Source organism: Pseudomonas ekonensis (genome assembly GCF_019145435.1).
Lineage (GTDB): Bacteria > Pseudomonadota > Gammaproteobacteria > Pseudomonadales > Pseudomonadaceae > Aquipseudomonas > Aquipseudomonas ekonensis.
Genome location: NZ_JAHSTS010000001.1, coordinates 360,130 through 384,119 on the forward strand (window position 1 = coordinate 360,130; position 23,990 = coordinate 384,119).

Annotated in this window: 24 protein-coding genes and 2 tRNA genes; 9 read left to right on the forward strand and 17 right to left on the reverse strand. The window is 64.3% G+C overall.

The genetic code is table 11. The features are described 5' to 3' along the window. Window positions 1–6: 6 nt before the first annotated feature. Complete coding sequence (locus KVG96_RS01770) at window positions 7–606, forward strand: flavin reductase family protein (RefSeq protein ID WP_217890591.1); 600 nt, start codon at window positions 7–9, stop codon at window positions 604–606. On the opposite strand, the gene KVG96_RS01775 is transcribed toward KVG96_RS01770, so the two are convergent. The 3 genes from KVG96_RS01775 to ggt form a co-directional block, all read right to left on the reverse strand. Further along, a complete protein-coding gene (locus KVG96_RS01775; protein WP_217890592.1) occupies window positions 603–1,079 on the reverse strand; it encodes a hypothetical protein in 477 nt (158 codons plus the stop codon). The two genes, KVG96_RS01770 and KVG96_RS01775, sit on opposite strands and share 4 nt — an antisense overlap. A 295-nt stretch (window positions 1,080–1,374) precedes the next feature. After that, on the reverse strand, window positions 1,375–2,187 hold the full coding sequence (locus KVG96_RS01780; protein ID WP_217890593.1) for a MerR family transcriptional regulator: 813 nt from the start codon (window positions 2,185–2,187) through the stop codon (window positions 1,375–1,377). 57 nt (window positions 2,188–2,244) lie between these two features. Next, window positions 2,245–4,077 (reverse strand): gamma-glutamyltransferase, encoded by a 1,833-nt coding sequence (gene ggt, locus KVG96_RS01785; RefSeq protein ID WP_217890594.1) that lies wholly within the window; start codon window positions 4,075–4,077, stop codon window positions 2,245–2,247. Window positions 4,078–4,231: 154 nt separating this feature from the next. Here ggt and KVG96_RS01790 point away from each other — a divergent pair, with 154 nt between their 5' ends. Next, window positions 4,232–5,332: a DUF2817 domain-containing protein gene (locus tag KVG96_RS01790; RefSeq protein ID WP_217890595.1), complete on the forward strand. Its 1,101-nt coding sequence runs from the start codon at window positions 4,232–4,234 to the stop codon at window positions 5,330–5,332. A 104-nt stretch (window positions 5,333–5,436) separates the two neighbouring features. Here the strand turns inward: KVG96_RS01790 and KVG96_RS01795 are convergent, their stop codons facing one another. The 6 genes from KVG96_RS01795 to KVG96_RS01820 all read right to left on the reverse strand — a co-directional run bounded on the left by KVG96_RS01795 (window position 5,437) and on the right by KVG96_RS01820 (window position 9,819). Then, window positions 5,437–5,760, reverse strand: a complete 324-nt coding sequence (locus tag KVG96_RS01795) for a bacteriocin immunity protein (protein WP_367617468.1) — start codon at window positions 5,758–5,760, stop codon at window positions 5,437–5,439. Then, the gene (locus tag KVG96_RS01800; RefSeq protein WP_217892422.1) at window positions 5,685–5,843 is read right to left on the reverse strand and encodes a bacteriocin immunity protein; all 159 of its coding nucleotides are present in this window, start codon (window positions 5,841–5,843) and stop codon (window positions 5,685–5,687) included. The genes KVG96_RS01795 and KVG96_RS01800 overlap by 76 nt, the downstream gene beginning before the upstream one ends. Then, complete coding sequence (locus KVG96_RS01805) at window positions 5,827–6,099, reverse strand: bacteriocin immunity protein (protein ID WP_217890596.1); 273 nt, start codon at window positions 6,097–6,099, stop codon at window positions 5,827–5,829. The genes KVG96_RS01800 and KVG96_RS01805 overlap by 17 nt, the downstream gene beginning before the upstream one ends. 7 nt (window positions 6,100–6,106) lie before the next feature. Further along, window positions 6,107–7,354: an S-type pyocin domain-containing protein gene (locus KVG96_RS01810; RefSeq protein ID WP_217890597.1), complete on the reverse strand. Its 1,248-nt coding sequence runs from the start codon at window positions 7,352–7,354 to the stop codon at window positions 6,107–6,109. Window positions 7,355–7,569: 215 nt separating this feature from the next. After that, window positions 7,570–7,646, reverse strand: a tRNA-Met gene (locus KVG96_RS01815). A gap of 115 nt (window positions 7,647–7,761) precedes the next feature. Next, a complete protein-coding gene (locus KVG96_RS01820; RefSeq protein ID WP_217890598.1) occupies window positions 7,762–9,819 on the reverse strand; it encodes a methyl-accepting chemotaxis protein in 2,058 nt (685 codons plus the stop codon). A gap of 332 nt (window positions 9,820–10,151) precedes the next feature. Here KVG96_RS01820 and KVG96_RS01825 point away from each other — a divergent pair, with 332 nt between their 5' ends. Then, complete coding sequence (locus KVG96_RS01825) at window positions 10,152–11,366, forward strand: MFS transporter (protein WP_217890599.1); 1,215 nt, start codon at window positions 10,152–10,154, stop codon at window positions 11,364–11,366. 163 nt (window positions 11,367–11,529) lie between these two features. Here KVG96_RS01825 and ychF read toward each other — a convergent pair whose 3' ends face one another. The 8 genes from ychF to KVG96_RS01865 all read right to left on the reverse strand — a co-directional run bounded on the left by ychF (window position 11,530) and on the right by KVG96_RS01865 (window position 18,445). Beyond that, complete coding sequence (ychF, locus tag KVG96_RS01830; protein ID WP_217890600.1) at window positions 11,530–12,630, reverse strand: redox-regulated ATPase YchF; 1,101 nt, start codon at window positions 12,628–12,630, stop codon at window positions 11,530–11,532. A gap of 22 nt (window positions 12,631–12,652) precedes the next feature. Continuing rightward, window positions 12,653–13,237 carry an aminoacyl-tRNA hydrolase gene (gene pth, locus KVG96_RS01835; protein ID WP_217890601.1) on the reverse strand — a complete coding sequence of 195 codons (585 nt, stop codon included), beginning with the start codon at window positions 13,235–13,237 and terminating at the stop codon, window positions 12,653–12,655. Window positions 13,238–13,406: 169 nt separating this feature from the next. After that, window positions 13,407–14,003, reverse strand: a complete 597-nt coding sequence (locus tag KVG96_RS01840; protein ID WP_085584705.1) for a 50S ribosomal protein L25/general stress protein Ctc — start codon at window positions 14,001–14,003, stop codon at window positions 13,407–13,409. Between the two features lie 142 nt (window positions 14,004–14,145). Continuing rightward, window positions 14,146–15,087, reverse strand: coding sequence for a ribose-phosphate pyrophosphokinase (locus tag KVG96_RS01845; protein WP_003171603.1), 942 nt, complete (start codon window positions 15,085–15,087; stop codon window positions 14,146–14,148). A gap of 47 nt (window positions 15,088–15,134) precedes the next feature. Continuing rightward, window positions 15,135–15,209 (reverse strand) — tRNA-Gln (locus tag KVG96_RS01850). A gap of 36 nt (window positions 15,210–15,245) precedes the next feature. Further along, window positions 15,246–16,097: a 4-(cytidine 5'-diphospho)-2-C-methyl-D-erythritol kinase gene (ispE, locus tag KVG96_RS01855; protein WP_217890602.1), complete on the reverse strand. Its 852-nt coding sequence runs from the start codon at window positions 16,095–16,097 to the stop codon at window positions 15,246–15,248. A gap of 2 nt (window positions 16,098–16,099) precedes the next feature. Continuing rightward, entirely contained in the window at window positions 16,100–16,717 is a 618-nt protein-coding gene (gene lolB, locus KVG96_RS01860; protein WP_217890603.1) for a lipoprotein insertase outer membrane protein LolB, read from the reverse strand. Between the two features lie 3 nt (window positions 16,718–16,720). Then, the gene (locus KVG96_RS01865; RefSeq protein ID WP_217890604.1) at window positions 16,721–18,445 is read right to left on the reverse strand and encodes a tetratricopeptide repeat protein; all 1,725 of its coding nucleotides are present in this window, start codon (window positions 18,443–18,445) and stop codon (window positions 16,721–16,723) included. 183 nt (window positions 18,446–18,628) lie between these two features. Here KVG96_RS01865 and hemA point away from each other — a divergent pair, with 183 nt between their 5' ends. The 6 genes from hemA (at window position 18,629) to KVG96_RS01895 (ending at window position 23,985) form a co-directional block, all read left to right on the forward strand. After that, window positions 18,629–19,915, forward strand: a complete 1,287-nt coding sequence (gene hemA / locus KVG96_RS01870) for a glutamyl-tRNA reductase (protein ID WP_217890605.1) — start codon at window positions 18,629–18,631, stop codon at window positions 19,913–19,915. Then, window positions 19,912–20,994, forward strand: a complete 1,083-nt coding sequence (prfA, locus tag KVG96_RS01875; protein ID WP_217890606.1) for a peptide chain release factor 1 — start codon at window positions 19,912–19,914, stop codon at window positions 20,992–20,994. Before hemA ends, prfA begins: the two co-directional genes overlap by 4 nt. Then, complete coding sequence (prmC, locus tag KVG96_RS01880; protein ID WP_217890607.1) at window positions 20,995–21,825, forward strand: peptide chain release factor N(5)-glutamine methyltransferase; 831 nt, start codon at window positions 20,995–20,997, stop codon at window positions 21,823–21,825. Then, on the forward strand, window positions 21,819–22,574 hold the full coding sequence (locus tag KVG96_RS01885; protein ID WP_217890608.1) for a molybdopterin-synthase adenylyltransferase MoeB: 756 nt from the start codon (window positions 21,819–21,821) through the stop codon (window positions 22,572–22,574). Before prmC ends, KVG96_RS01885 begins: the two co-directional genes overlap by 7 nt. Then, window positions 22,567–23,358, forward strand: a complete 792-nt coding sequence (gene murI / locus KVG96_RS01890) for a glutamate racemase (RefSeq protein ID WP_217890609.1) — start codon at window positions 22,567–22,569, stop codon at window positions 23,356–23,358. Before KVG96_RS01885 ends, murI begins: the two co-directional genes overlap by 8 nt. A 108-nt stretch (window positions 23,359–23,466) precedes the next feature. Further along, window positions 23,467–23,985, forward strand: a complete 519-nt coding sequence (locus KVG96_RS01895) for an acyloxyacyl hydrolase (RefSeq protein ID WP_085584723.1) — start codon at window positions 23,467–23,469, stop codon at window positions 23,983–23,985. Window positions 23,986–23,990: the final 5 nt, after the last annotated feature.

Sequence of the window (23,990 nt, forward strand, 5' to 3'; positions counted from 1 at the left end):
ATGCCCATGAGCGTTTCCCACCGCCGCCCGGTTCCCCTGAACAAAGCCTACCGCCTGCTCAACCACGGCCCGACCGTGCTGGTCAGCGCCGCCCACGACGGCCAGCGCAACATCATGGCCGCCGCCTGGGCGATGCCGCTGGACTTCGAACCGCCGAAGGTGGCGGTGGTGCTCGACAAGTCCACCTGGACGCGGCAACTGCTGGAAGCCAGCGGCACCTTCGTGCTCAACGTCCCTTGTGCGCTTCAGGCCGACATCGTGCAGACCGTCGGTTCGACGTCCGGGCTCCAGATCAGCCAGGCCCAAGGCCGGGACAAGTTCCAGGCCTATGGCCTGCAGACGTTCGAAGGCGAACAGGTGCAGGCGCCGATGCTCGAAGGCTGCGTGGCCTGGCTGGAATGCCGGCTGCTGCCGGAGCCGCACAACCACGACCGGTACGACCTGTTTCTCGCCGAGGTGATTGCCGCCCAGGCGGACGAGCGCGTGTTCAGCGACGGCCGTTGGCACTTCGACGGACAGGACGGTTTGCGCACGTTGCACCATGTGGCCGGCGGGCACTTCCTGAAGATCGGCGACCCGGTGGACGGCAAAGCGCTCAAGGCCTAAAGGCGGATATGGTTCTTCACGTGGGCGCGGCTCGGCTGCGGCAGCAGAAAGTCGTGCAGCAATGACACCCAGGCCGACAGCACCAGGGTCATGATGCCCAGCACGGCATTGGCCAGCCATTGCTTGAGGGCGACGGGCTCCACCTCGATGAACGGCGCGATGATCAGGAAGCCGACGATGGCCCCCAGCCCGGTGCGCAGCAGCGTGAGGAAACTGGTGCCGACCTCGGCGGTCACCTGGTAGACCGACTCGAAGCGCTCCCGCATGCGGTCGGTCTTGAGCCGGTACAGTTTCTTGTGCAGGCACACCAGGCTGTAGATCAGCAGCAGGCACACGGCATGGTCGATCACCGGCGTGCTGGTCAGCAGGGCCCGGAGCATGGCATGCAGCTCCGAGGGACGGGTCGAGTGCATCAGCAGCGGCACCGTCCCCAACAGGAAACCGACGATCAGCTCGGTTCTGAAACGCCGCAAAAACCTTCCGAAATCCGCGTATGAATTGCTCTGCCAGCGGTTGCTCATGGAATGCCGTGCCTTGTGCAGTTGAAGATGTAACACCTTAAATCAACGGCTTCAGGGCGGATGTCTGACGCTTCTTCGGATGTTGCAGGGCATTTCTCCACGTGGTGTGAGCAGGCCACCGGAAACGGCCCTTGCCCGGTTCTTTTCCCGGGAGCGTTGCCGTCAAGTCCGGGGCCATGTTGCGCTTGAAGGCGGTGGGGCCGCTTCGCGACCCGGCGGGAGCAAGCTCCCTCGCCACAGGGGAACGTCAGTCCTTCAGCGGAATGTACAGCTCGACCACGCTGCGCGGATCCATCGGGCCGAAGAAGCGCTCACCGCAGTATTCGAACTCGATGCCTTCGGCCGGGGCCATGCCGGCGGCGGGCAGCCATTCGCTGTAGGCCGCGCGGAAGGTCTCCGGCAGCGTGGTCACCGGACCGTGGTGCTCGACGCGGGCATACGGGCGGGCGGGAATGTGCAGCTCCACCATCCCCTCGGGCAGGCGGGCCTCGCTGCCCACCGGCAGCCCGGCGACGTAACGCCACAGACCGTCCGCCAACGGCTCGCACACGCCGAAGGTGCCGACCGGTTCGTGCAGGCGGTCGATCTCGGGCTCCCTCGGTTCAAAGCGGTCCCACATTTGCGCGATCGAACCGTCCTCTCCCTGCTGCCAGCTCATGCCCATGATCCGCAGGGCCGGGTAGGCGACCCGTTCGGGCGTCTGCAGGGCCGGCAGTCCGCGATCCGGCTGTGCGAGGTAGCGGGTCAGTTGGCCCAGCACGTTTTCGCTGCGCTGCAGTTCCGTCCGCAATTGCCGGGCGTGGGTTTGGAGGGTGTCGCGCAGGGCGGCGACGTTGTCGAGCCCGCCGTCTGCGGCCAGCGCGCGGATGTCCTCCAGCGCCAGGCCCAGCCCCTTGAGCCAGAGGATCCGGCCGAGGATGACGATCTGCTCCGGGCGGTAGTAGCGGTAGCCGTTGTCGCGCCCGGTGAGCGCCGGGCTGAACAGCCCGATGCTGTCGTAGTGGCGCAAGGTCTTGGTGGTGAGCCCGTGGCAGCGGGCCATTTGTCCGATGGTCAGCATGAATCTCTCCTGTTTGGCTGCTCGGGACTCAGGCTAAAGCCTGCCCCAAGGGCAAGCTCAATCCCCCAGCGCTTCGCCCTCGCGGCGCGGATCCGCCCCGCCCTCCAAAGAGACCTTTCCTTGCCCATCCTTGACCCGCACGATGGCCTGGGTGCCGCTGGTCATGTCGATCTCGTTCACCGCATGCCCCCGGGCCTTGAGCGCCTGGATCAGGGCCGGGCCGAACTGGCCTTGCTCCAGTTCGGTGGGGCCGTTGCGGCTGCCGAAGTTGGGCAGGCTGATGGCGTCTTGCGCGTCGAGGTTCCAGTCGAGCAGGCCGACGGTGGTCTTGGCCACGTACTCGATGATCTGCGAGCCGCCCGGGGAGCCGACCGCGGCGACGAACCCGCCGCTGGCGCGGTCGAAGATCAGGGTCGGCGCCATCGACGAGCGCGGGCGCTTGCCGGGCTCGACGCGGTTGGCGACCTTCTGCCCGTTCTCCTCGGGGATGAACGAGAAGTCGGTCATCTGGTTGTTCAGCAAGAAGCCCTGGACCATCAGGTGCGAGCCGAAGGCGGCTTCGATGGTGGTGGTCATGGAGATCGCACCGCCGAAGTCATCCACCGCCACCACTTGCGAGGTGGAGATGCGCAGCGGCGAACGGTCCGGCGCATAGGCCACCTGCACCCCCGGCGGCGTGCCCGGCCGGGCGCTGCCCATGCTGCGTTCGCCGATCAGGCCGGCACGTGTGGCCAGGTAGCCCGGATCCACCAGGCCCTTGACCGGCACCGGCACAAAGTCAGTGTCGGCCACGTACTGCGCACGGTCGGCGTAGGCCAGGCGTTCGGCCTCGGCGATCAGGTGCACGGCTTCGGGGGCGGGCTCCATGCCGGCGGGCAGGTCGGTTTTGCGGGGCTTGAGCGGCGTCAGCGCCAGGCGCGGGTCGCGGCTCTCGAGGGCTTGCAAGGTGCCGAGGATCTGCGCCACGGCAATCCCGCCCGAGGACGGCGGCGGCATGCCGCAGACCTGCCAGCGCTTGTAGTCGGTGCACAGCGGCGCGCGCTCCTTGGCCTGATAGCGGGCGAGGTCGTTCAACGACAGACTGCCGGGGTTGGCATGGCCCTGCACCTTGGCGACGATTTCTTCGGCGATCGGTCCTTTGTACAGTGCGTCGGCGCCTTCGCGGGCGATGCGTTTGAGCACGGCGGCCAGTTCGGGATTGCGCAGGCGCGTGCCGACGGCCTTGACGCTGCCGTCGGCGTCGAGGAAGTACTGGGCCATGTCCGGCGACTGACCGATCACAGGGTCCGACGCCAGCAGCGAATGCAGGCGGGGGGACAGGGTGAAGCCATCCTCGGCCAGCTTGATCGCCGGCTCGAACAGCGTCGCCCAGGGCAGGCGACCGTGCTGCCGGTGCGCCAGCTCCAGCGCCCGCATCACCCCGGGCGTGCCGACCGAGCGCCCGCCGATCTGCGCCTGGGGGAACGGCATCGGTTTGCCGTCCGCTTGCAGGAACAGCTTCTCGGTGGCCCCGGCCGGCGCGGTTTCGCGCCCGTCGTAGGTGCGCACCTGCTTGCCGTCCCACAGCACGATCATCGCACCGCCGCCGATCCCGGAGGATTGCGGCTCAACCAGCGTCAGCACGGCCTGCATCGCAATCGCCGCGTCAATCGCCGAACCGCCCTGACGCAGCATCTCCCGACCGGCCTCGGCGGCCAGCGGGTTGGCGGCGGCCGCCATGTGCCGGCTGGCGTGGCTGGCCTGCAGGCCGGTGCGGTAGCCGGAGGCGGCTTCCGGTGCCTGGGGCAAGGTCGAGGCGGGCGGGGCGTTGCAGGCGGCGAGGGTGAGGGCGCTGACGATCAGGCTCAGGGCAGGCAGGCGAAAACGGCTCAGGGGCAGGGCTGGAAACACGCGGGCTTCTCCGTCCGTGGGGTGAAAAGACTGACGGACTGTATCGGCCGACCGTGCGGGACGCAAACCGCCGGGTACTTTCTCCTTCAAGCCCCGGCGGATTTTCTGTAGGGTCGAAGCACACGTGACGCCAGAAAACCTACAAGAGGCCACCATGGGCAATGCATTTCCTGCACACCTCGGCTATCGCCTTCAGCGCGAACGCTTTCTCGCCGCCGCGAACATCGCCGGCGCGACCCTCTTCTCTTACGCGCATCCGCTCAACGGGCCGTTCGGCGAGCCGTTGAGCACCGATGTCGCGGTGCTCGGCGATCCCCAGTCCAAGCGGCGTCTGGTGGCCATCAGCGGCACGCACGGGGTGGAGGGCTACTACGGCTCCGACTGCCAGATCGACTGGCTGAAGCAGTTCACGCCTGACCAGTTGCCCAGGGATGTTGCGGTGGTGATGGTGCACCTGATCAACCCGTGGGGCACGGCGTGGCTACGCAGGGTCAACGAGGACAACATCGACCTCAACCGCAACCACCTGGACTTTTCCCGGCTGTTGCCGGACAACCGGGCCTATGCCGCGCTGCACGGGATCTATGCCTGCACGCAGCTCGACGGCCCTGAGCGGCAGCGGGCCGATGCCCTGCTTGACGCGCAGATCGCCGAACACGGCTGGCCGGCGGTGATGTCGATCGTCGAGGGCGGCCAGCACAGCCATCCCGATGGATTGTTCTATGGCGGGCGGGAACCGGCCTGGTCGAACCGCACGTTGCACCGCATCGTCCAGCAGCACCTGGCGGGTGCCGAAACGGTGATGTGTTTCGACCTGCACACCGGCGCAGGCGAGTACGGCCACCCGATGCTGCTGACCATCACCCAAGGCCCTTACCCTGCACTGGCCCAGGCTCAATCGGTTTACGGCCCGTGGCTGTACACCCTGCACACCGGCGCCGATACCCTGAGCGAAACCGGCGTCGCGGCGACGGCCACCGGCTACACCTCCCAGGCGCTGCTCGATGCGCTGCCGGGCGTGCGGATGATGCCGTTCGTGATCGAGTGCGGTACCTATCCGGGGGCGCAGGTGCACCGGCATCTGCGTGATGACCACTGGCTGCATCTGCACGGCGATCCGCTCAGTGCGCAAGGGCGGGAGATCAAGCTCAATCTGCTGGAGCAGTTCTACCCGGCGAATCCGGACTGGCGGGCGATGGTGGGGCTGCGCACCCGGCAGATCTGGGCGAAGGGGTTGGCGGCGCTGGGCGAGTGAGGCCCGGCACTTTTCTCGGGGCATGAAAAACGGCCTGCCTTTCGGTAAGCCGTTCGGAAAGGGAGAACGGTGCATGATGTAGGTGAGTCGGGTCGGCCAGGTGTTTATTGCTTGAAGCCCGGCAAACTATTCGCCTGACGCCAGTGCTTTACTGTCTGCGCAATACCCTCGGCAGAACTGTCCTCTCCAGGTTCCGGGTAAAAAATGAGGTCGGTGCCTTCCGGGTGTTCGGTAAGCGTTCTGAATTGCGCCAGCAACTCGCCCAGTTGCGCATCTGAGCCGCGCTTGTTTGTGGCTTGTATCCGTTCGATGAAACCAATGAATTCAGCTTCGGTGTAGTCAGATATGTTTTTCATTGCTTGAAACCCGGTAGCCCGTTGGCGATGCGCCAAGCCTTTACCGTCGCGGTGATGCTTTGCGGGGTGCATTGCGCCTCATCGACCGGCCAATAGATCAGATCAGTGCCGGCAGGGTGTTCGACTCGTTCACAGAAGTTAACTTCTAAATCCAGACAATCCTCGCGCTGCTCGCCAGTCCTTTACGATTTTGGTTACGCCCTCCGGGGAGTTATCGGCCCCGGCCTCTGGGTAATAGATCAAGTCCGACCCGGCTGGGTGTTCGCTGATTTTCTCGAAGTGCAACAGCAGCAAATCGGCGCGATCATCGTTTTCGGCTTCTGCATCTTCTTTGGCGAGTTCTCTCAGCAGCGCGACGAACTCGGCCTCGGTGTATTCTGAAAAGCTTTTTTTCAGTAATGTGTCTGTCATGGCTGACCTACTGGTTCCGGTGAATATCGATGTGGTTTCGTGGTGTATTGACTCGTAGATTATCTACGTCGTAAACGTCGCCACCCTCGGATATTTTTTCGAGATGATGAAGTTCGTAAGATCTTCTGCCACCTACACTTTCGGCGTTGCGTACACGTGGTGCTTTACCTTTACGCATACGGCCAACGCTTTGTTCGATGAACTGACCCGCTGCGGCTGACTCCGAGACAGCTTTCCAAAAGGCTGTTCTGAACGAGTCGAAACTTTGGAATTCTCGCCCTCTAAGCGCGTCAGCCACCTCCGTTGGAATTGGAACTCCCACTCCAGAGCCCGCTCCGATGAGCCAGGTTCCAAATACATCTTCACCCAGCCCCGTCACCGTCCCCGGCGTCAGTCGCGCCGGCTTGGAAAACACCACATACAGCGATTTCAGCCCGGTCTCTGCCGGGAACACCAGAATGCAGTCCTCGGCAGTCACATCTTCGCCGGGCAGGCCTTCTATCTGGCTGTCGGTGTTCTCGGGAATCGGGTGAACGAGGATTGTGCCCAGTTGCTCGGCGTGTTCCGGATAGATCAGCGGTGGCAATGACCCCAGAGGCCCGCGCTGCGGCGTCCACAATATCGTGATGCCGTTGAGGCTGGCCTCCATCGCTGTCTTGTCGCTGTTCCACTCGACCTTGACGGTGGGCACCGAGTCATCGCCCGAGGCGCCGGTATGGATGCCGTAGACCTGCATGACGCCTTCGGCATCGCGCCGGAACTGGAAACGCACGCGGGTAGTGGCGCGGGTCATGCGGCGCAACTGTTCATCGGTATGAAGAGTGCCGTCGCCCATCCTGGCCGGGAGCATTCCGAGGATAAACACACTCGCCGGGCCGCCTGCGCCGCGTACCGCCCAGTTGAGGCGCTGCTGCAGAATGCCGCCGCCTGCCATGCGCCCCAATGCCAGATCAGCGCCGAGTGCCGTTGCTACCGCGCTGCTGGCGGAAGGAAAGAGCATGGCGCCCGCCACCATGACCTTGCCGAAGTTGGAGGAGGGTTCCGCTGCCGTGCCGACATCCGTACGACACCAGTTGTCCGCCGTGCAGGATTTGGCGAACACCTGATCTTCAGGGGACTTAGGCGTCGGCCATTCATCCTTTTCGATGTACACCGGCTCAGGCGGCGGTGGCGGGTTCCATGTGGCCCATGAGTAAACATCGTTGCGGCGTTTGCGAAGCCATTCATCATCGAAGAGAGGTTTGAATCGAGCCACGGCAACTCCCTGTATGGCTTGAATCGAGCCAAGGGAGCTTGTCGGTCAATGGGGGAGGCGGGCAAACCGACGGGGAGTGTTTCAGGCGCCTGATTTCACGAAAAATCCAATTCCTACCAGGAGGGTACTGGTTTCCCTACAGCGCTTTCCTGGACTGCGACTTTTCTCGGGGCATAAAAAAACGGCCTACCTTTCGGTAAGCCGTTTTTAGTACTTGGTGGCTACACAGGGACTTGAACCCCGGACCCCAGCATTATGAATGCTATGCTCTAACCAACTGAGCTATGTAGCCAAGTGGCGCGCATTATTCACCCGTAATGCAGATGCGTCAAGCGCGAATTCAAAATATTTCTTCTTATTTTCAACCGCTTATCCCGCCGCCCCCGAAAAACGGGGGCAGGAGGGTGTCAGCGCAGCTGGAATCTCGCGGTGTTGGCGCTCAGCGCACGGCTGCCTTCGCTCAGGGTGTCGGCCGCCAGGTTCACCGCCCGCGCGCCTTCGAGCAGGCGCAGCGCCGCTTGATCGACCTGCTGGATGTTGCCGCTGACCTCATCGGCGGTGCTCGCCTGTTCATCGACCGCCGTGGCGATCTGCGCCAGGGTGTCGGTGACGCTCTGCACGGCGCTGGCGATCTCGCCCAGGCGTTCGCCCAGGCCGGTGACCGCCTGGGCGTCCGATTGCGCCTGGCCGCAGGCGGCTTCCATCAGGCTCACCGCTTCGTCGACGGTGGTGCGCAGGCTGTCGACCGTCCCGGCGATCTGCGCCGTGGACGACTGCGTGCGCTGCGACAGGCTGCGCACCTCGTCGGCCACCACGGCGAAGCCGCGGCCCTGCTCGCCGGCGCGGGCCGCCTCGATGGCGGCGTTGAGCGCCAGCAGGTTGGTCTGTTCGGCCACGCCGCGGATGGTGTCGACCACCAACTGAATCTGCTGCCCCTGTTCGCTGACCCGGCCCAGCGCCGCCGCCGTTTCGTTCAGCCGCTGGTTGAGCTGCTGGATGCTGGCGGTGGTGCGCTGGCTGTCGCGGCTGCTGTCGGCGGCGATGCGCCGGGTGTGCTGGGCGCTGCCGGACGCCTGCTCGCAGCTCTGCGCCACGCCCTGGGAGGTCGCGGCCAGTTGGGTGGCCGCCGCGGCGATCTGGCTGATCTGCGACTGCTGCGCCTCGACTTCGCTCAAGGCACCGCTGGAGTGGTCGTTGAGGCTGCGCACGGCCTGGCTCAACTGCGCGGTCTCGTGATCGACCCCCAGCAGGCTGCCGCGCAACTGCACCACGGCGACGTTGAGCGCGGTGCTGATCGACGCCAACTCGTCGCGGCCCTGCACCGCCACCTGCAGGCTCAGGTTGCCGTCGCGCAGGGCTTCGGCGAGCAGGGTGATGCCGCTGGCGCTGCGGCGGATCGAGGCTTGCAGGCAGAGGAACAGGTACAGCGCCAGCAGCAACAGGCAGCCGAACACCGCCGCCACGACGATGAACTGGCGGATGGCCGAGCCGTGGTAGTCGTCCAGCCGCCCGTCCAGCGAGACCAGCGATTGCTGGCGCAGCGCGGCCAGGTTGCCGAGCAGGGCGTCGAGGCTGCGTTCGAAGTCGTCCGGCTTGAGGTTGATGCTGCCGCCGAACACGCCGTCGTCCAGCACCTTGAGGCCGGCGTCGAGCTGCTTGAGGCTGTCGTGGTACTGCGCGGCCCATCCTTGCAGGTCGCTCGGCAGGCGCGCTTCCAGCAGGCTGGCGGTCTTCACCAGTTGCTCGCGGGCGTCGCCGATGCGGCTGCGCAGGTCACGCAACTGCAAGCGGCTTTGCAGGGTGAACTGGCCGGACACGACCGAGGCCTGCCCGACCGCCGCCAGGCGCCCGACCCGTTCGATCAGATCCGGCGCATGCTGGGTGGAAATCTGCGTCAGCAGGTAGGTCTCCAGCCATGGCGCCAGGGTCAGGCGGTTGTCCATGGCGATCTGTTCCCGCAACGCCTGGAGGGCGCTGAGGGCGTTGGTGAAGCGGTCGTAACCGTCCGGCCACCAGCCGACGCTGCCCAGGCTTTTCGAGTCCAGGCCGCCCAACGCGGTTTGCAGGGCCTGGTAGCGGGCCAGGGTTTCACCGCCGGCGCCTTCCGCCTGCAAGGCATTGCCCAGCTCGGTGGTGGCCTGTGCGACGGCAGGCTGCACGCCATCGAACGCGGCCATCGCGGCGAGGGTGGCGGGCGTCGGCTGACGGTTGGTTTCCGTGGCGCGCCAGCGGGCGGCACGGTCACGCTGGGCGGTGAGCAGGTTGTCCAGCGCGTCGAGGGCCAGCAACTGGCGGACGCCGGCCCGTTCGCCGGCGATGAGGTTGAGCCTGTCGCGGTAGTCCTGGCCGATCATCAGCAGGCTGCCGGCCAGCGGCAGGATGAACAGCAGAAACAACAGCTGGAATTTGCGTGCGAAACCAAAGCGCCCCAGCAAACCGATCCCCGGCGATAAAAAAGCCTGCATGCCCCATGACTCCTCTGGACACCGCGCACCATCGGCGTGCGTCGCGGTCGTCGCGACCTCGACCGGTGCCCTGCTAAAAGGCCTCGAAAGTTCACTCTCGCCCGCTCTGTGGGCCGGCTCTGTAGCGAAACTTCCCATTCTCGGTCCCCTTTGTAAGGGGCCGCGTTCAAGGGGACAGACAAGGCAAGATTCAGACCATGGCGTTGCGCTATCACCGTTTCGGCGATGAACGATTAGTTCGTTAGCTGGCTAAGAGGATGGCGCTTGCGCACCGAAAAATGGCACATTGACGCACCTGCCTGCGTGCACCCATCCGCTGTCCGGAAATTCCCATGGCCATCAGCAACGTCCAGTCCGCCGCTTCGGCGTCGGCACCTCCCCAAAGCAGCCCACTGGTGATGCGCATCATCGGCGCCGTGGCGCTGGCGCATTTGATCAATGACCTGATCCAGTCGGTGCTGCCGTCGATCTATCCGATGCTCAAGGCCAACTACGGCTTGAGCTTCACCCAGGTCGGCCTGATCACCCTGACCTTCCAGCTGACCGCTTCACTGTTGCAGCCGTGGGTCGGCTATCACACCGACCGCCATCCGAAACCGTGGCTGCTGCCGGCCGGTTCCGTGTGCACGCTGGTCGGCATCGTGATGATGTCGATGGTCGGCAGTTTCCCGTTGATCCTGCTGGCGGCGGCGTTGATCGGCATCGGCTCTTCGACCTTTCACCCTGAGGCTTCCCGTATCGCGCGGCTGGCCTCGGGCGGGCGTTTCGGCCTGGCGCAATCGACGTTCCAGGTCGGCGGCAACGCAGGTTCGGCATTCGGTCCGTTGCTGGCGGCGGCGATCATCATTCCCTTTGGTCAAGGCAACGTGGCGTGGTTCGGGCTGTTCGCGGTGTTTGCGCTGTTCGTGCTGTACCGCATCAGCCGCTGGTACGCCGATCACCTGAACCTGTTCAAGCTCAAGGCCGGTCAGGCGGCGACGCACGGATTGTCGAAGGGCAGGGTGACCGGTGCGCTGGTGGTGCTGGGGCTGCTGGTGTTCTCCAAGTACTTCTACATGGCCAGCCTGACCAGTTACTTCACCTTCTACCTGATCGAGAAGTTCGACCTGTCGGTGGCCAGTTCCCAGTTGCACCTGTTCCTCTTCCTCGGCGCGGTGGCGGCGGGGACGTTCTTCGGCGGGCCGATCGGCGACAAGATCGGGCGCAAGGCGGTGATCTGGTTCTCGATCCTCGGCGTGGCGCCGTTCACCTTGCTGATGCCCCATGTCGACCTGTTCTGGACCAGCGTACTGAGCGTGGTGATCGGCTTCATCCTCGCCTCGGCGTTCTCGGCGATCGTGGTGTACGCCCAGGAACTGGTGCCGGGCAACGTCGGGATGATCGCCGGGGTGTTCTTCGGGCTGATGTTCGGCTTCGGCGGGATCGGCGCGGCGCTGTTGGGGCACCTGGCGGATCTCTACGGCATCGAGCAGGTGTACCTGCTGTGCTCGTTCCTGCCGCTGCTCGGGGTGCTGGCGATCTTCCTGCCGCGCACGAAGAAGGCCTGAGCCCACACCCCCCTGTAGGAGCGAGCCTGCTCGCGATAGCGGTGTGTCAGCTGCATTTGCGGTGACTGACCTTCCGCAATCGCGAGCAGGCTCGCTCCTACAGTGAATCTTCGGGCACAAAAAAGCCGCGTATCGAACGCGGCTTTTTCATGGGCGCTGTGTGTTACACGTTGAAGCGGAAGTGCATCACGTCGCCGTCTTTCACGATGTAGTCCTTGCCTTCCAGGCGCCATTTGCCGGCTTCCTTGGTGCCGGCTTCGCCCTTGTACTGGATGAAGTCGTTGTAGGCGATGACTTCGGCGCGGATGAAGCCTTTCTCGAAGTCGGTGTGGATCACGCCGGCGGCCTGCGGCGCGGTGGCGCCCACGCGTACGGTCCAGGCGCGGACTTCTTCGACACCGGCGGTGAAGTAGGTCTGCAGGTGCAGCATTTCGTAGCCGGCGCGGATCACACGGTTCAGGCCAGGCTCTTCCAGGCCCAGGGCCTCGAGGAACATGTCCTTCTCTTCGCCGTCGTCCAGCTCGGCGATTTCGGCCTCGATCTTGTTGCACACCGGAACCACCACGGCGCCTTCCTCTTCGGCGATGGCCTTGACCACGTCCAGGTGCGGGTTGTTCTCGAAGCCGTCTTCAGCGACGTTGGCGATGTACATGACCGGTTTGGTGGTCAGCAGGTGGAAGCCCTTGATGATCGCCTTTTCCTCGGCGCTCATGTTCTTCATCAGGCTGCGCGCAGGCTTGCCTTCGGTGAAGTGCGGGATCAGCTGTTCCAGCAGGGCTTTCTGTGCCACAGCGTCCTTGTCGCCGCCCTTGGCGTTGCGGGCGACCTTCTGCAGTTGCTTCTCGCAGCTGTCGAGGTCGGCGAAGATCAGTTCCAGGTCGATGATCTCGATGTCGCGTTTCGGATCGACGCTGTTGGAGACGTGGATCACGTTCTCGTCTTCGAAGCAGCGCACCACGTGGGCGATGGCGTCGGTCTCGCGGATGTTGGCCAGGAACTTGTTGCCCAGGCCTTCACCTTTCGACGCGCCGGCCACCAGGCCTGCGATGTCGACGAATTCCATGGTGGTCGGCAGGATGCGCTTCGGATTGACGATTTGCGCCAGAGCGTTCAGGCGCGGATCCGGCATCGGCACGATGCCGCTGTTCGGCTCGATGGTGCAGAAGGGGAAGTTCTCGGCCGCGATCCCGGACTTGGTCAGGGCGTTGAACAGGGTGGACTTGCCGACGTTAGGCAGGCCGACGATGCCGCAATTGAATCCCATGGTGTTTCCCCTCGGATAAGAGTCAGGCCTTCTGGCTGTGCAGGTTTTTCATCGCGCGGTTCCATTCTCCGGCGAGGATATCCGGCAGCACGCCGAGGGCGAAGTCGATGCTGGCGTCGAGTTTTTCCTGTTCGGCGCGCGGCGCACGACCCAGGACGAAATTCGACACCATGCTGGCTACGCCCGGGTGGCCGATGCCGAGCCGCAGGCGATGGAACGTGTTCTGATTGCCCAGTTGCGCAATGATGTCGCGCAACCCGTTGTGACCGCCATGGCCGCCGCCCTGCTTGAGCTTGGCGACGCCCGGAGGCAGGTCGAGTTCGTCGTGCGCCACCAGGATCTCTTCGGGCTTGATGCGGAAGAAACCGGCGAGTGCCGCCACGGACTGGCCGCTGCGGTTCATGTAGGTGGTGGGAATCAGCAGACGAACGTCCTGACCTTGATGCGAATAGCGTGCGGTCAGGCCGAAATACTTGCGGTCGGCCACGAGGCTGACGCCTTGTGCGTGGGCGATGCGCTCAACAAAAAGGGCCCCTGCGTTATGCCGGGTCTGTTCGTATTCGGCGCCTGGATTACCCAGGCCGACGATCAGTTTGATGGCAGTCACGATAGGGGCCCTTCTATGGAGTGGTGGATGTCATCGCCGCAGCTCGTGCATGCGGCGAAAACGGACGGAAGATGCGCATTTACCTTGGATGTAAACTCCGCGTTCTCGCCCGCTTTCTCGCTACGCTTAAGTCCGCGATGTTCCGCCCGCTCCGGCAAGCAGAGTGAAATTACTCTGCTGCGCCTTCTGCAGCTTCTGGAGCAACACGTGGAGCGTGAACGTTGGCGACAGCCAGGTCGTTGCCATGAGCCAGTGCCACGAACTCAACGCCTTTGATGGCCTTGATGTCGGACAGGTGGATGATGGTGCCGACTTCGGCCTTGGCCAGGTCAACTTCGATGAACTCAGGCAGGTCTTTGGCTTCGCACGAAACTTCGATTTCAGCCACGACGTGGGAGATCTCGCCGCCTTTCTTGACTGCGGCTTCTTCGTTGATGAAGTGAACCGGTACTTTGGCGGTCAGTTTCTGGCCGGCGACAACGCGCACGAAGTCAGCGTGCATGATGAACTGCTTGGCCGGGTGACGTTGCAGGGCCTTGACGATGACGTTCTGCTTGGTGCCGTCGACGTTCAGCTCGATCACGTGGCTGAAGGCAGCTTCGTTTTCGAACAGCTTGGTGATTTCCTTGGCCAGGATGGTCAGGGACTGGGCGTCCTTGTTGCCACCGTAGACAACGGCCGGGATGTTGGCGGCGTGACGCAGGCGGCGGCTCGCACCTTTCCCCAGGTCAGTACGCGCTTGTGCGTTCAGGGTGAAATCAGTCATTTCATATCTCCAAAATAGCCATCACCGAGTGGCGTTTGCGACCAGCGCCAAACACGGTATGGGCAAAAAAGCCCCGCCCCGGACAGGAATGCCGGGGCGGGGCGCTTTACGTCAACAGGACATTTCGAGAAGGGCAGGGCCCTTAACGGAACATCGCGCTGATCGATTCTTCATTGCTGATGCGGCGAACCGCTTCGGCAACCACCGGTGCGATATCCAGTTGACGGATACGCGCACAGGCTTGTGCTGCAGCGGACAGCGGGATGGTGTTGGTCACCACCAGCTCGTCCAGCACGGAATTTTCGATGTTCTCGATGGCCCGGCCCGACAGCACAGGGTGTGTGCAGTAGGCGAAGACCTTGGCTGCGCCATGCTCTTTCAGGGCCTTGGCCGCGTGGCACAGGGTGCCGGCGGTGTCGACCATGTCATCGACCAGGATGCAGGTGCGCCCTTCGACGTCGCCGATGATGTGCATCACTTCGGAGTGATTGGCTTTCTCACGGCGTTTGTCGATGATCCCGAGATCCACGCCCAGGGATTTGGCAACGGCCCGTGCACGCACGACGCCGCCAATGTCCGGGGACACGATCATCAGGTTCTCGAAGCGCTGGTCTTCGATGTCATCCACCAGAACCGGGGAGCCGTAGATGTTATCTACCGGAATATCGAAGAAACCCTGAATCTGGTCTGCGTGCAGGTCAACCGTGAGCACACGGTCGATGCCGACGACGGTGAGCATGTCAGCGACGACTTTCGCGCTGATGGCCACACGTGCGGAACGCGGACGGCGATCCTGACGGGCATAACCAAAATAAGGAATAACAGCAGTGATACGAGTAGCCGAGGAGCGGCGGAAGGCATCGGCCATCACCACCAGTTCCATCAGGTTATCGTTGGTCGGAGCGCAAGTCGGCTGAATAATGAAGACGTCTTTACCGCGAACGTTTTCATTGATCTCGGCAGTGATTTCGCCGTCGGAGAACTTACCGACAGAAATGTCACCGAGAGGGATATGCAGCTGACGTACGACACGCCGAGCCAGATCGGGGTTGGCGTTCCCCGTAAAGACCATCATCTTGGACACGCGCAGTACCTGAAGGCTGAGGGTATACCTGGATGAGTATAGGAAAATGGCAGGGGCGGCTGGATTCGAACCAACGCATGGCAGGATCAAAACCTGCTGCCTTACCGCTTGGCGACGCCCCTGTATCTGTTGCTGCAAGTGCCGTGCACTTGGTTCCGTTAGAGCAGGCTCTGTAGCTTGCGATGCAACATCGAAACGTTGCTGCCTTTGGCTACAAACCCTGTAAGGGTCTCTGTCAGAAGGGCCGAGACTTTATCAGCTTCAGCTTTGCTTGGGAAGCCCCCAAACACACAACTTCCAGTTCCGGTGAGTTTTGCTTCGGTGAAATTACCTAACAAATTCAGAGCGTTACGTACTGCTGGATAACGCCTTGCAACCACCGGCAAGCAGTCATTTCGACTGTTTCCCTCGGGAACGGGGCGCACTTTAATGGGCGGTGTGTTACGTGTCAACAACGGATCGGAAAAAATTTCTGCCGTACTTACAGAGACTTGCGGAACCAGCACGACGTACCACGGTTCTGCGGGCTCGACCGGTGTGAGTTTTTCGCCCACGCCTTCGGCGAACGCCGCGCGGCCGCGCACGAACACCGGGACGTCGGCGCCCAGCGACAGGCCGAGGCCGGCCAGGCGGTCTTCGTCCCAGCCCAACTGCCAGAGGTGGTTGAGGCCCAGCAGGGTGGTGGCCGCGTTCGAGCTGCCGCCGCCGATGCCGCCGCCCATCGGCAGGATCTTGTCGATCCAGATGTCGATGCCCAGCGCGCAGCCGGACTGCTCCTGAAGCTTTTTCGCCGCGCGCACGATCAGGTTGCTGTCGTGGGGCACGCCGTCGAATTCGGTGTGCAGGCGGATCACGCCGTCGTCGCGCACGGCGAAGGTGATCTCGTCGCCGTAGTCGAGGAACTGAAAGATCGTCTGCAGTTCGTGGTAGCCGTCGTCGCGGCGGCCGAGAATGTGCAGCATCAGGTTGAGCTTGGCCGGAGACGGCAGGGTCAGGCGAGGGGCCGTCATGTTCACAGCCCCAGCTTGCGCGGTTGCCAGGTCTTGATGACCAGGGTCACGTCCAGGTCGGTGCCGTGCAGCTTGATCCGCTCGGGCAGCCAGAAACCGTTCTGCTCGGCATAGCTGAGGTACTCGACCTGCCAGCCGTCCTGGTCCAGGTTGGCCAGGCGGCTGTCGGCGTCGAGGGTCAGGCGGCTCTTGCTGTCCGGCGCCGGCAGGCCGCGCACCCACCAGGCCAGGTTGGACACCGGCAGTTTCCAGCCCAGTTGCTCCTCGAGCAGGGCTTCCGGCGACTGCGCGTCGTAGCGGCCCTGGTTGGCGACCTCCAGCGAAACCTTGCCCGGCCGCCCGGTCAGGCGTGCCGCGCCGCGGCCCAGCGGGCCGGACAGGCGGATGTCGTAGTAGTCCTGGCGCTGCAGCCAGAACAGGGTGCCGCTGCCGGAGTCCTTCGGTGCGCGGATGCCGATCTTGCCGTCGATCTGCCAGCCGTCGAGCCCGGTCAGTTGCTGCTTGTGCTCGCGCCACTGGGCCGGGTTGCCGTGGCCTTCGACCGATTCACGGGCGCCGAAGCCTGCGCAACCGGCGAGCAGGGCGATGAAGCTGAAAACGATGAGGTGGCGCAAAAACATGGGTTATAGGGTCTCGGATCCGGTCAGGCGCTTGATGGTGCTGCGCAGGATGGTGCTGTCGGGCTGATCCTTGAGGAACTTGCCCCAGATCTGCTTGGCTTCGCGCTGGTTGCCCTTGGTCCACAGCACTTCGCCCAGGTGCGCGGCGACTTCGTGGTCGGGGAAGCGCTCCAGGGCCTGGCGCAGGTAGCGTTCGGCTTCGTCGAGGTTGCCCAGGCGGAAGTTGACCCAGCCGAGGCTGTCGAGCACCGCCGGGTCTTCCGGATTGAGCTGGTGCGCCTGTTCGATCAGGGCCTTGGCTTCGGCGTAGCGGGTGGTGCGGTCGGACAGGGTGTAGCCCAGGGCGTTGAGCGCCATGGCGTTGTCCGGGTCGCGCTTGATGATCAGGCGCAGGTCCTTTTCCATCTGCGCCAGGTCGTTGCGCTTTTCTGCCTGCATGGCACGGGTATAGAGCAGATTGAGGTCGTCCGGGTACTGCTGCAAGGCTTGCTGCAGGGTTTTCCAGGCCTTGTCGCCCTGGTTGTTGGCGGACAGGGTCTCGGCCTCGATCAGGTACAGCTGGATCGCGTAGTCCGGCTGTTCGTCGCGCTGGACGGCCAGTTTGCTCAGGGCCTCGGCGGTCTTGCCGTTGTTCATCAGGATGTCGGCCTGGCGCAGCTGCGCCGGCAGGTAGTCGTTGCCCGGGCCGACCTGGGCGTACTCGATCAGGGCGCCTTGCGGGTCGTTGCGCTCCTCGGCGATGCGGCCCAGGTTCAGGTGCGCCGAATCGACATGGCTTTCCCGGGCGATCAGGTCTTCCAGGTAACCCTTGGCCTCTTCCCAGGCCTTGGCCTCCAGGCACACCAACGCCAGGGAGTAGCGCAGTTCGTCGTCTTCAGGGTATTGCTGCACCAGGGAGGAGAACTCGGCCTTGGCGTCGTCCATCCGGTCCTGCTCGACCAGCATGCGCGCATAGGTCAGGCGCAGGCGCTTGTCGTCGGGGTATTTGCGGATGCTCTTCTGCAGCAGCGGCAGGGCTTCGTCACCGCGGTTCATGCCTTGCAGCAGGCGGGCGCGCAGCAGGATCGGGGCGATCTCGCCGTCCTCCGGCGGATTGTCCTCCAGCAGGGTCAGCGCGCCTTTGTTGTCGCCGTCCTGCTGTAGCAGCAAGGCCTTGCCGAAGATCAGCTGGTTGTTGTGCGGGTGACGCTGCAGCAGCCGGTCGAAGCTTTTCATCAGGCCGTTGCGGGTTTCCTGGTCGGTGTCGGCGGCCGACAGGGCCAGGAAGTCGAAATGGGTGTCGCCCTTGCCCTGCAGGACTTTCTCCATGTAGACCATCGAGTCGTCATAGCGCCCGGCCCGCGCCAACTGCACGGCGGCGGCGCGTTGCGCCTCGAGGTCGTCCGGGGCGTTCTTCGCCCAGATCAGGGCGGTGTCGAGGGCCGGCTGGTCCGCGCCCAGGTACTCGGCGATGCGGAACGCCCGCTCGGAGACGCCCGGGTCTTGGGTGTTGATGGCCTGGGTCACGTAGTTGTCCAGGGCGATGTCGAACCGGTTGCGCTGGCCGGCGAGTTCGGCGCTCAACAGGCTGAAGACGGTTTCCTCGCTGAACGAGCTGTAGACCTTGGCCTTTTCGGGCGCCGGGGCCGTGTCTTCGACCGGCGGGGTGCCGTCCGTCGAAACGGGGGCCAGGGACTGGCAGCCGCTGAGGAAGGCAATAGCGAGGAACAACGCGGAAGATCTATTCATATGGGGGAAGTGGCGACTAACCTGCGGTCGGATCATCATGACACAAGCCTTCGGCCAAACATAACCGAGTCTCGATTGTGGCCATTATAGGGGCCGGCAATGGAGACAATAGTCGGCGGTAGTTGTTCTGGATCTTTCGAAGTAGGACAATTGCCGGCTTCACGTCACCATCAGCGACCTTGAATGGCCTTCCTCGCACTCGGTATCAACCACAAGACTGCTTCAGTAGACGTCCGCGAGCGCGTGGCCTTTACCCCTGAGCAGCTGGTCGAGGCCCTGCAGCAGCTCTGCCGGCTCACCGACAGCCGCGAAGCGGCGATCCTCTCCACCTGCAACCGCAGCGAACTCTATATAGAACAGGATCACCTGTCGGCGGAGATCGTGCTGCGCTGGTTGGCCGAATACCACCAATTGAGCTTCGACGAGCTGCGCGCCAGCGCCTATGTGCACGAAGACGATGCGGCCGTTCGTCACATGATGCGCGTCGCCTCCGGGCTCGACTCGCTGGTGCTCGGCGAGCCGCAGATTCTGGGCCAGATGAAGTCGGCCTACGCCGTGGCCCGCGAGGCCGGCACCATCGGCCCGCTGCTGGGGCGCCTGTTCCAGGCGACGTTCAACGCCGCCAAGCAGGTGCGCACCGACACCGCCATCGGCGAGAACCCGGTGTCCGTGGCCTTTGCCGCCGTCAGTCTGGCCAAGCAGATCTTCAGCGACCTGCAGCGCAGCCAGGCTTTGCTGATCGGCGCCGGCGAGACCATCACCCTGGTCGCCCGCCACCTGCACGAACTGGGGGTCAAGCGCATCGTCGTGGCCAACCGCACCCTGGAGCGCGCCAGCCTTTTGGCCGAGCAGTTCGGCGCCCACGCGGTGCTGCTGTCGGACATCCCGGCGGAGCTGGTGCGCAGCGACATCGTCATCAGTTCCACCGCCAGCCAGTTGCCGATCCTGGGCAAGGGCGCGGTGGAAAGCGCGCTGAAGCAGCGCAAGCACAAGCCGATCTTCATGGTCGACATCGCCGTGCCCCGGGACATCGAACCGGAAGTGGGCGAGCTGGACGACGTCTATCTGTACAGCGTCGACGACCTGCACGAAGTGGTCGCCGAGAACCTCAAGAGCCGTCAGGGCGCCGCCCAGGCCGCCGAGGAGATGGTCTCGGTCGGCGCCGACGATTTCATGGCGCGCCTGCGCGAACTGGCGGCGGTCGACGTGCTCAAGGCCTATCGTCAACAGAGCGAGCGCCTGCGCGACGAAGAGCTGCAGAAGGCCTTGCGCTCGCTGGCCAACGGCGGCAACGCCGAAGACGTGCTGGGCCAGCTGGCCCGGGGCCTGACCAACAAACTCCTGCACGCGCCGAGCGTGCAGTTGAAAAAGCTTTCTGCCGAAGGCCGCCTCGATGCGCTGGCCATGGCCCAGGAACTCTTTGCCCTTGAGGGCTCACCGGATAGCTTTTCGGATAAAAAACCGCAATGAAAGCGTCACTGCTCAATAAGCTGGAGACTCTCCAGGAACGTTTCGAGGAACTGACGGCGCTGCTGGGCGACGCCGAAGTCATTTCCGATCAGGCCAAGTTCCGCACCTATTCGAAGGAATACGCGGAAGTCGAGCCGGTCGTCGAGGCCTACAAGAAGCTGCTCAGCGTGCAAGGCGACCTCGAAGGCGCCCAGGCGCTGCTCAAGGACAGCGACCCGGACCTGCGCGAAATGGCCGTGGAAGAAGTCCGCGAAGCCAAGGAGCGACTGGTGGTCCTTGAGGCCGATCTGCAGCGCATGCTGCTGCCCAAGGACCCGAACGACGGGCGCAACGTGTTCCTCGAGATCCGTGCCGGCACCGGCGGCGACGAAGCGGCGATCTTCTCCGGCGACCTGTTCCGCATGTATTCGCGCTATGCCGAAAAGCGCGGCTGGCGCGTGGAGATCCTCTCGGAGAACGAGGGCGAGCACGGCGGCTACAAGGAAGTCATCGCCCGGGTCGAAGGCGACAACGTCTACGGCAAGCTGAAGTTCGAGTCCGGCGCCCACCGCGTGCAGCGCGTGCCGGCCACCGAATCCCAGGGCCGCATCCACACCTCGGCCTGCACCGTGGCGGTGCTGCCGGAGCCGGACGAGCAGGAAGCGATCGAGATCAACCCGGCGGACCTGCGCGTGGACACCTACCGTTCCTCCGGGGCCGGCGGTCAGCACGTGAACAAGACCGACTCGGCGATCCGCATCACCCACTTGCCCACCGGCATCGTCGTCGAATGCCAGGAAGAGCGCTCCCAGCACAAGAACCGGGCGCGGGCGATGGCCTGGCTGTCGGCCAAGCTCAACGACCAGCAGACCGCTGCGGCCGCCAATGCCATCGCCAGCGAGCGCAAGCTGCTGGTGGGCTCCGGCGACCGCTCCGAGCGCATCCGTACCTACAACTTCGCCCAGGGCCGGGTCACCGACCACCGCGTCAACCTGACCCTGTATTCCCTCGACGAAATCCTCGCCGGTGGCGTCGAGGCGGTGATCGAACCGCTGCTGGCCGAATACCAGGCCGACCAGCTCGCAGCGATAGGTGAATAAATGACCATCATCGCCAGCCTGTTGCGCGCCGCCGAACTGCCCGATTCGCCCACCGCGCGCCTGGACGCCGAGCTGCTGCTGGCCGCCGCCCTGGGCAAGCCGCGCAGTTTCCTGCACACCTGGCCCGAGCGCATCGTGCCGAGCGAGGCGGTGCTGGTGTTCACCGAATACCTGCAGCGCCGCCGCAGCGGCGAGCCGGTGGCCTACATCCTCGGTCAGCAAGGGTTCTGGAAACTCGACCTGGAAGTGGCGCCGCACACCCTGATCCCGCGTCCGGACACCGAACTGCTGGTGGAGGCCGCCCTCGAGCTGCTGCCGGCGACCCCGGCCAGCGTCCTCGACCTCGGCACCGGCACCGGCGCCATCGCCCTGGCCCTGGCCAGCGAGCGCCCGGCCTGGCAGGTCACCGCCGTGGACCGCGTGCTGGAGGCCGTGGCCCTGGCCGAGCGCAACCGTCAGCGCCTGAACCTTTGCAACGCCAAGGTGCTGAGCAGCCATTGGTTCAGTTCTCTGGAAGGCCAGCGCTTCGGGCTGATCATCAGCAACCCGCCGTACATCCGCGCCGCCGATCCGCACCTGGCCGAAGGCGACGTGCGCTTCGAGCCGGCCAGCGCGCTGGTGGCCGGCGCCGACGGGCTCGACGACCTGCGCCTGATCGTCGCCCAGGCGCCGCAGCATCTGGAGGCCGGTGGCTGGCTGATGCTCGAACACGGCTATGATCAGGCCGAAGCCGTGCGCGACCTGCTGCTGACCCGCGGTTTCGAAGAGGTTCACAGCCGCACCGACCTGGGCGGCCATCAACGGATCAGCCTGGGGCGCCTGCCGTGCTGAATGATCAGGAATTGTTGCGCTACAGCCGGCAGATCCTGCTGCAGCACGTCGACATCGACGGCCAGCTGCGGCTCAAGGACAGTCGGGCACTGATCATCGGCCTCGGCGGGCTCGGCGCACCGGTCGCCCTGTACCTGGCGGCGGCGGGGGTCGGCGAGCTGCACCTGGCGGATTTCGACACGGTCGACCTGACCAACCTGCAACGCCAGATCATCCACGACACCGACAGCGTCGGCATGACCAAGGTCGACTCGGCGCTCAAGCGGCTGGGGGCGATCAACCCCCAGATCCGCCTCGTGCCGCACCGTCAGGCCCTGGACGAAGATTCCCTCGCCGCAGCGGTGGCGGCGGTGGATCTGGTGCTCGACTGCTCCGACAACTTTTCCACCCGCGAAGCGGTCAACGCCGCTTGCGTCGCAGCCAAAAAGCCGTTGGTCAGCGGCGCGGCGATCCGCCTCGAAGGGCAGTTGTCGGTGTTCGACCCGCGCCGGGCCGAGAGCCCGTGCTACCACTGCCTCTACGGGCACGGCAGCGAAGCCGAACTGACCTGCAGCGAGGCCGGTGTGGTCGGGCCGCTGGTGGGCCTGGTCGGCAGTCTTCAGGCGCTGGAGGCGATGAAGCTGCTGGCGGGGTTCGGCGAACCGCTGGTGGGGCGCCTGCTGCTGATCGATGCGCTGGGTTCGCGTTTCCGTGAGCTGCGGGTCAAGCGCGATCCGGGGTGCAGCGTGTGCGGTTCGCGCGATGCGTGAGGCGCCTGTCGCGGTGTTCGACTCCGGCGTCGGCGGTCTGTCGGTGCTGGCCGAGATCCAGCGTCTGCTGCCCGGCGAATCGATCCTGTACTTCGCCGATTGCGGCCACATTCCCTACGGCGAGAAGACCCCGGAGTTCATCCGCCGGCGTTGCGCCCTGATGGCCGCCTTCTTCCGCGAGCAGGGCGCCAAGGCGCTGGTGCTCGCCTGCAACACCGCCACCGTGGCCGCCGTGGCCGACCTGCGCCGGGACTTCCCCGACTGGCCGATCGTCGGCATGGAACCCGCCGTCAAGCCCGCCGCCGCCGCCACCCGCAGCGGCGTGGTCGGTGTGCTGGCCACCACCGGCACCCTGGCCAGCGCCAAGTTCGCCGCACTGCTCGACCGCTTCGCCACGGACGTGAAGGTCATCACCCAACCGTGCCCGGGCCTGGTGGAGCTGATCGAAGGCGGCGACCTGCACAGCGATGCGCTGCGCCGGATGCTGTACGGTTACGTCGAGCCGCTGCTGGCCGCCGGCTGCGACACGATCATCCTCGGCTGCACCCACTATCCGTTCCTCAAGCCGATGCTCGCGACCTTGCTCCCTGCGGACATCAGCCTCATCGACACCGGCGCTGCCGTGGCCCGGCAGCTTCAGCGGCTGTTGGCCGAACGCGGCGCGCTCGCCGAAGGGCCGAGCCGCCCGGCGCGGTTCTGGACCAGCGGCGATCCGCAGGCTTTCAGAAACGTCCTGCCATTGCTGGGGCAAACGTCTGACGATGTGCAAAGCTTGGGTTTGTAAGAAAACTGTGTGATAACCGAAAAATAAGCTGAACTTCAGTTTAAGCGCGGACTTCTATAGCGTTGAGTCACATAACAACCATACGACCGTTCGGAAAGGATGTTTCAAGTGAAGCGACTATTCTGCTTGGCCGCGATTGCGGCCGCACTGATGGGGCACAGTTTTACCGCACAAGCCGCCGGGGTGGAGTTCGGGGTCGGGGCGACCAGCGATTCGACCATGACCTACCGCCTGGGCATGAACTTCGACTGGGACAAGAGCTGGCTGCAGAGCGATGTCGGTCGCCTGACCGGCTACTGGAGCGGCGCCTACACCTATTGGGAAGGCGACAAGACCTCCAGCAACAACAGCCTGTCGTTCTCGCCGGTGTTCGTCTATGAGTTTGCCGGCCAGTCGGTCAAGCCGTATGTCGAGGCGGGGATCGGCGTTGCGGTGTTCTCCAACACCAAGTACGAAGACAACAACATCGGCGGCGCCTTCCAGTTCGAGGACCGCTTCGGTTTCGGCCTGCGCTTCAATGGCGGGCATGAGGTCGGGATCCGCGCGACGCACTACTCCAACGCCGGCCTCGCCAGCAGCAACGACGGGGTAGAGAGCTACTCGCTGCATTACACGATGCCGCTGTAACCGGC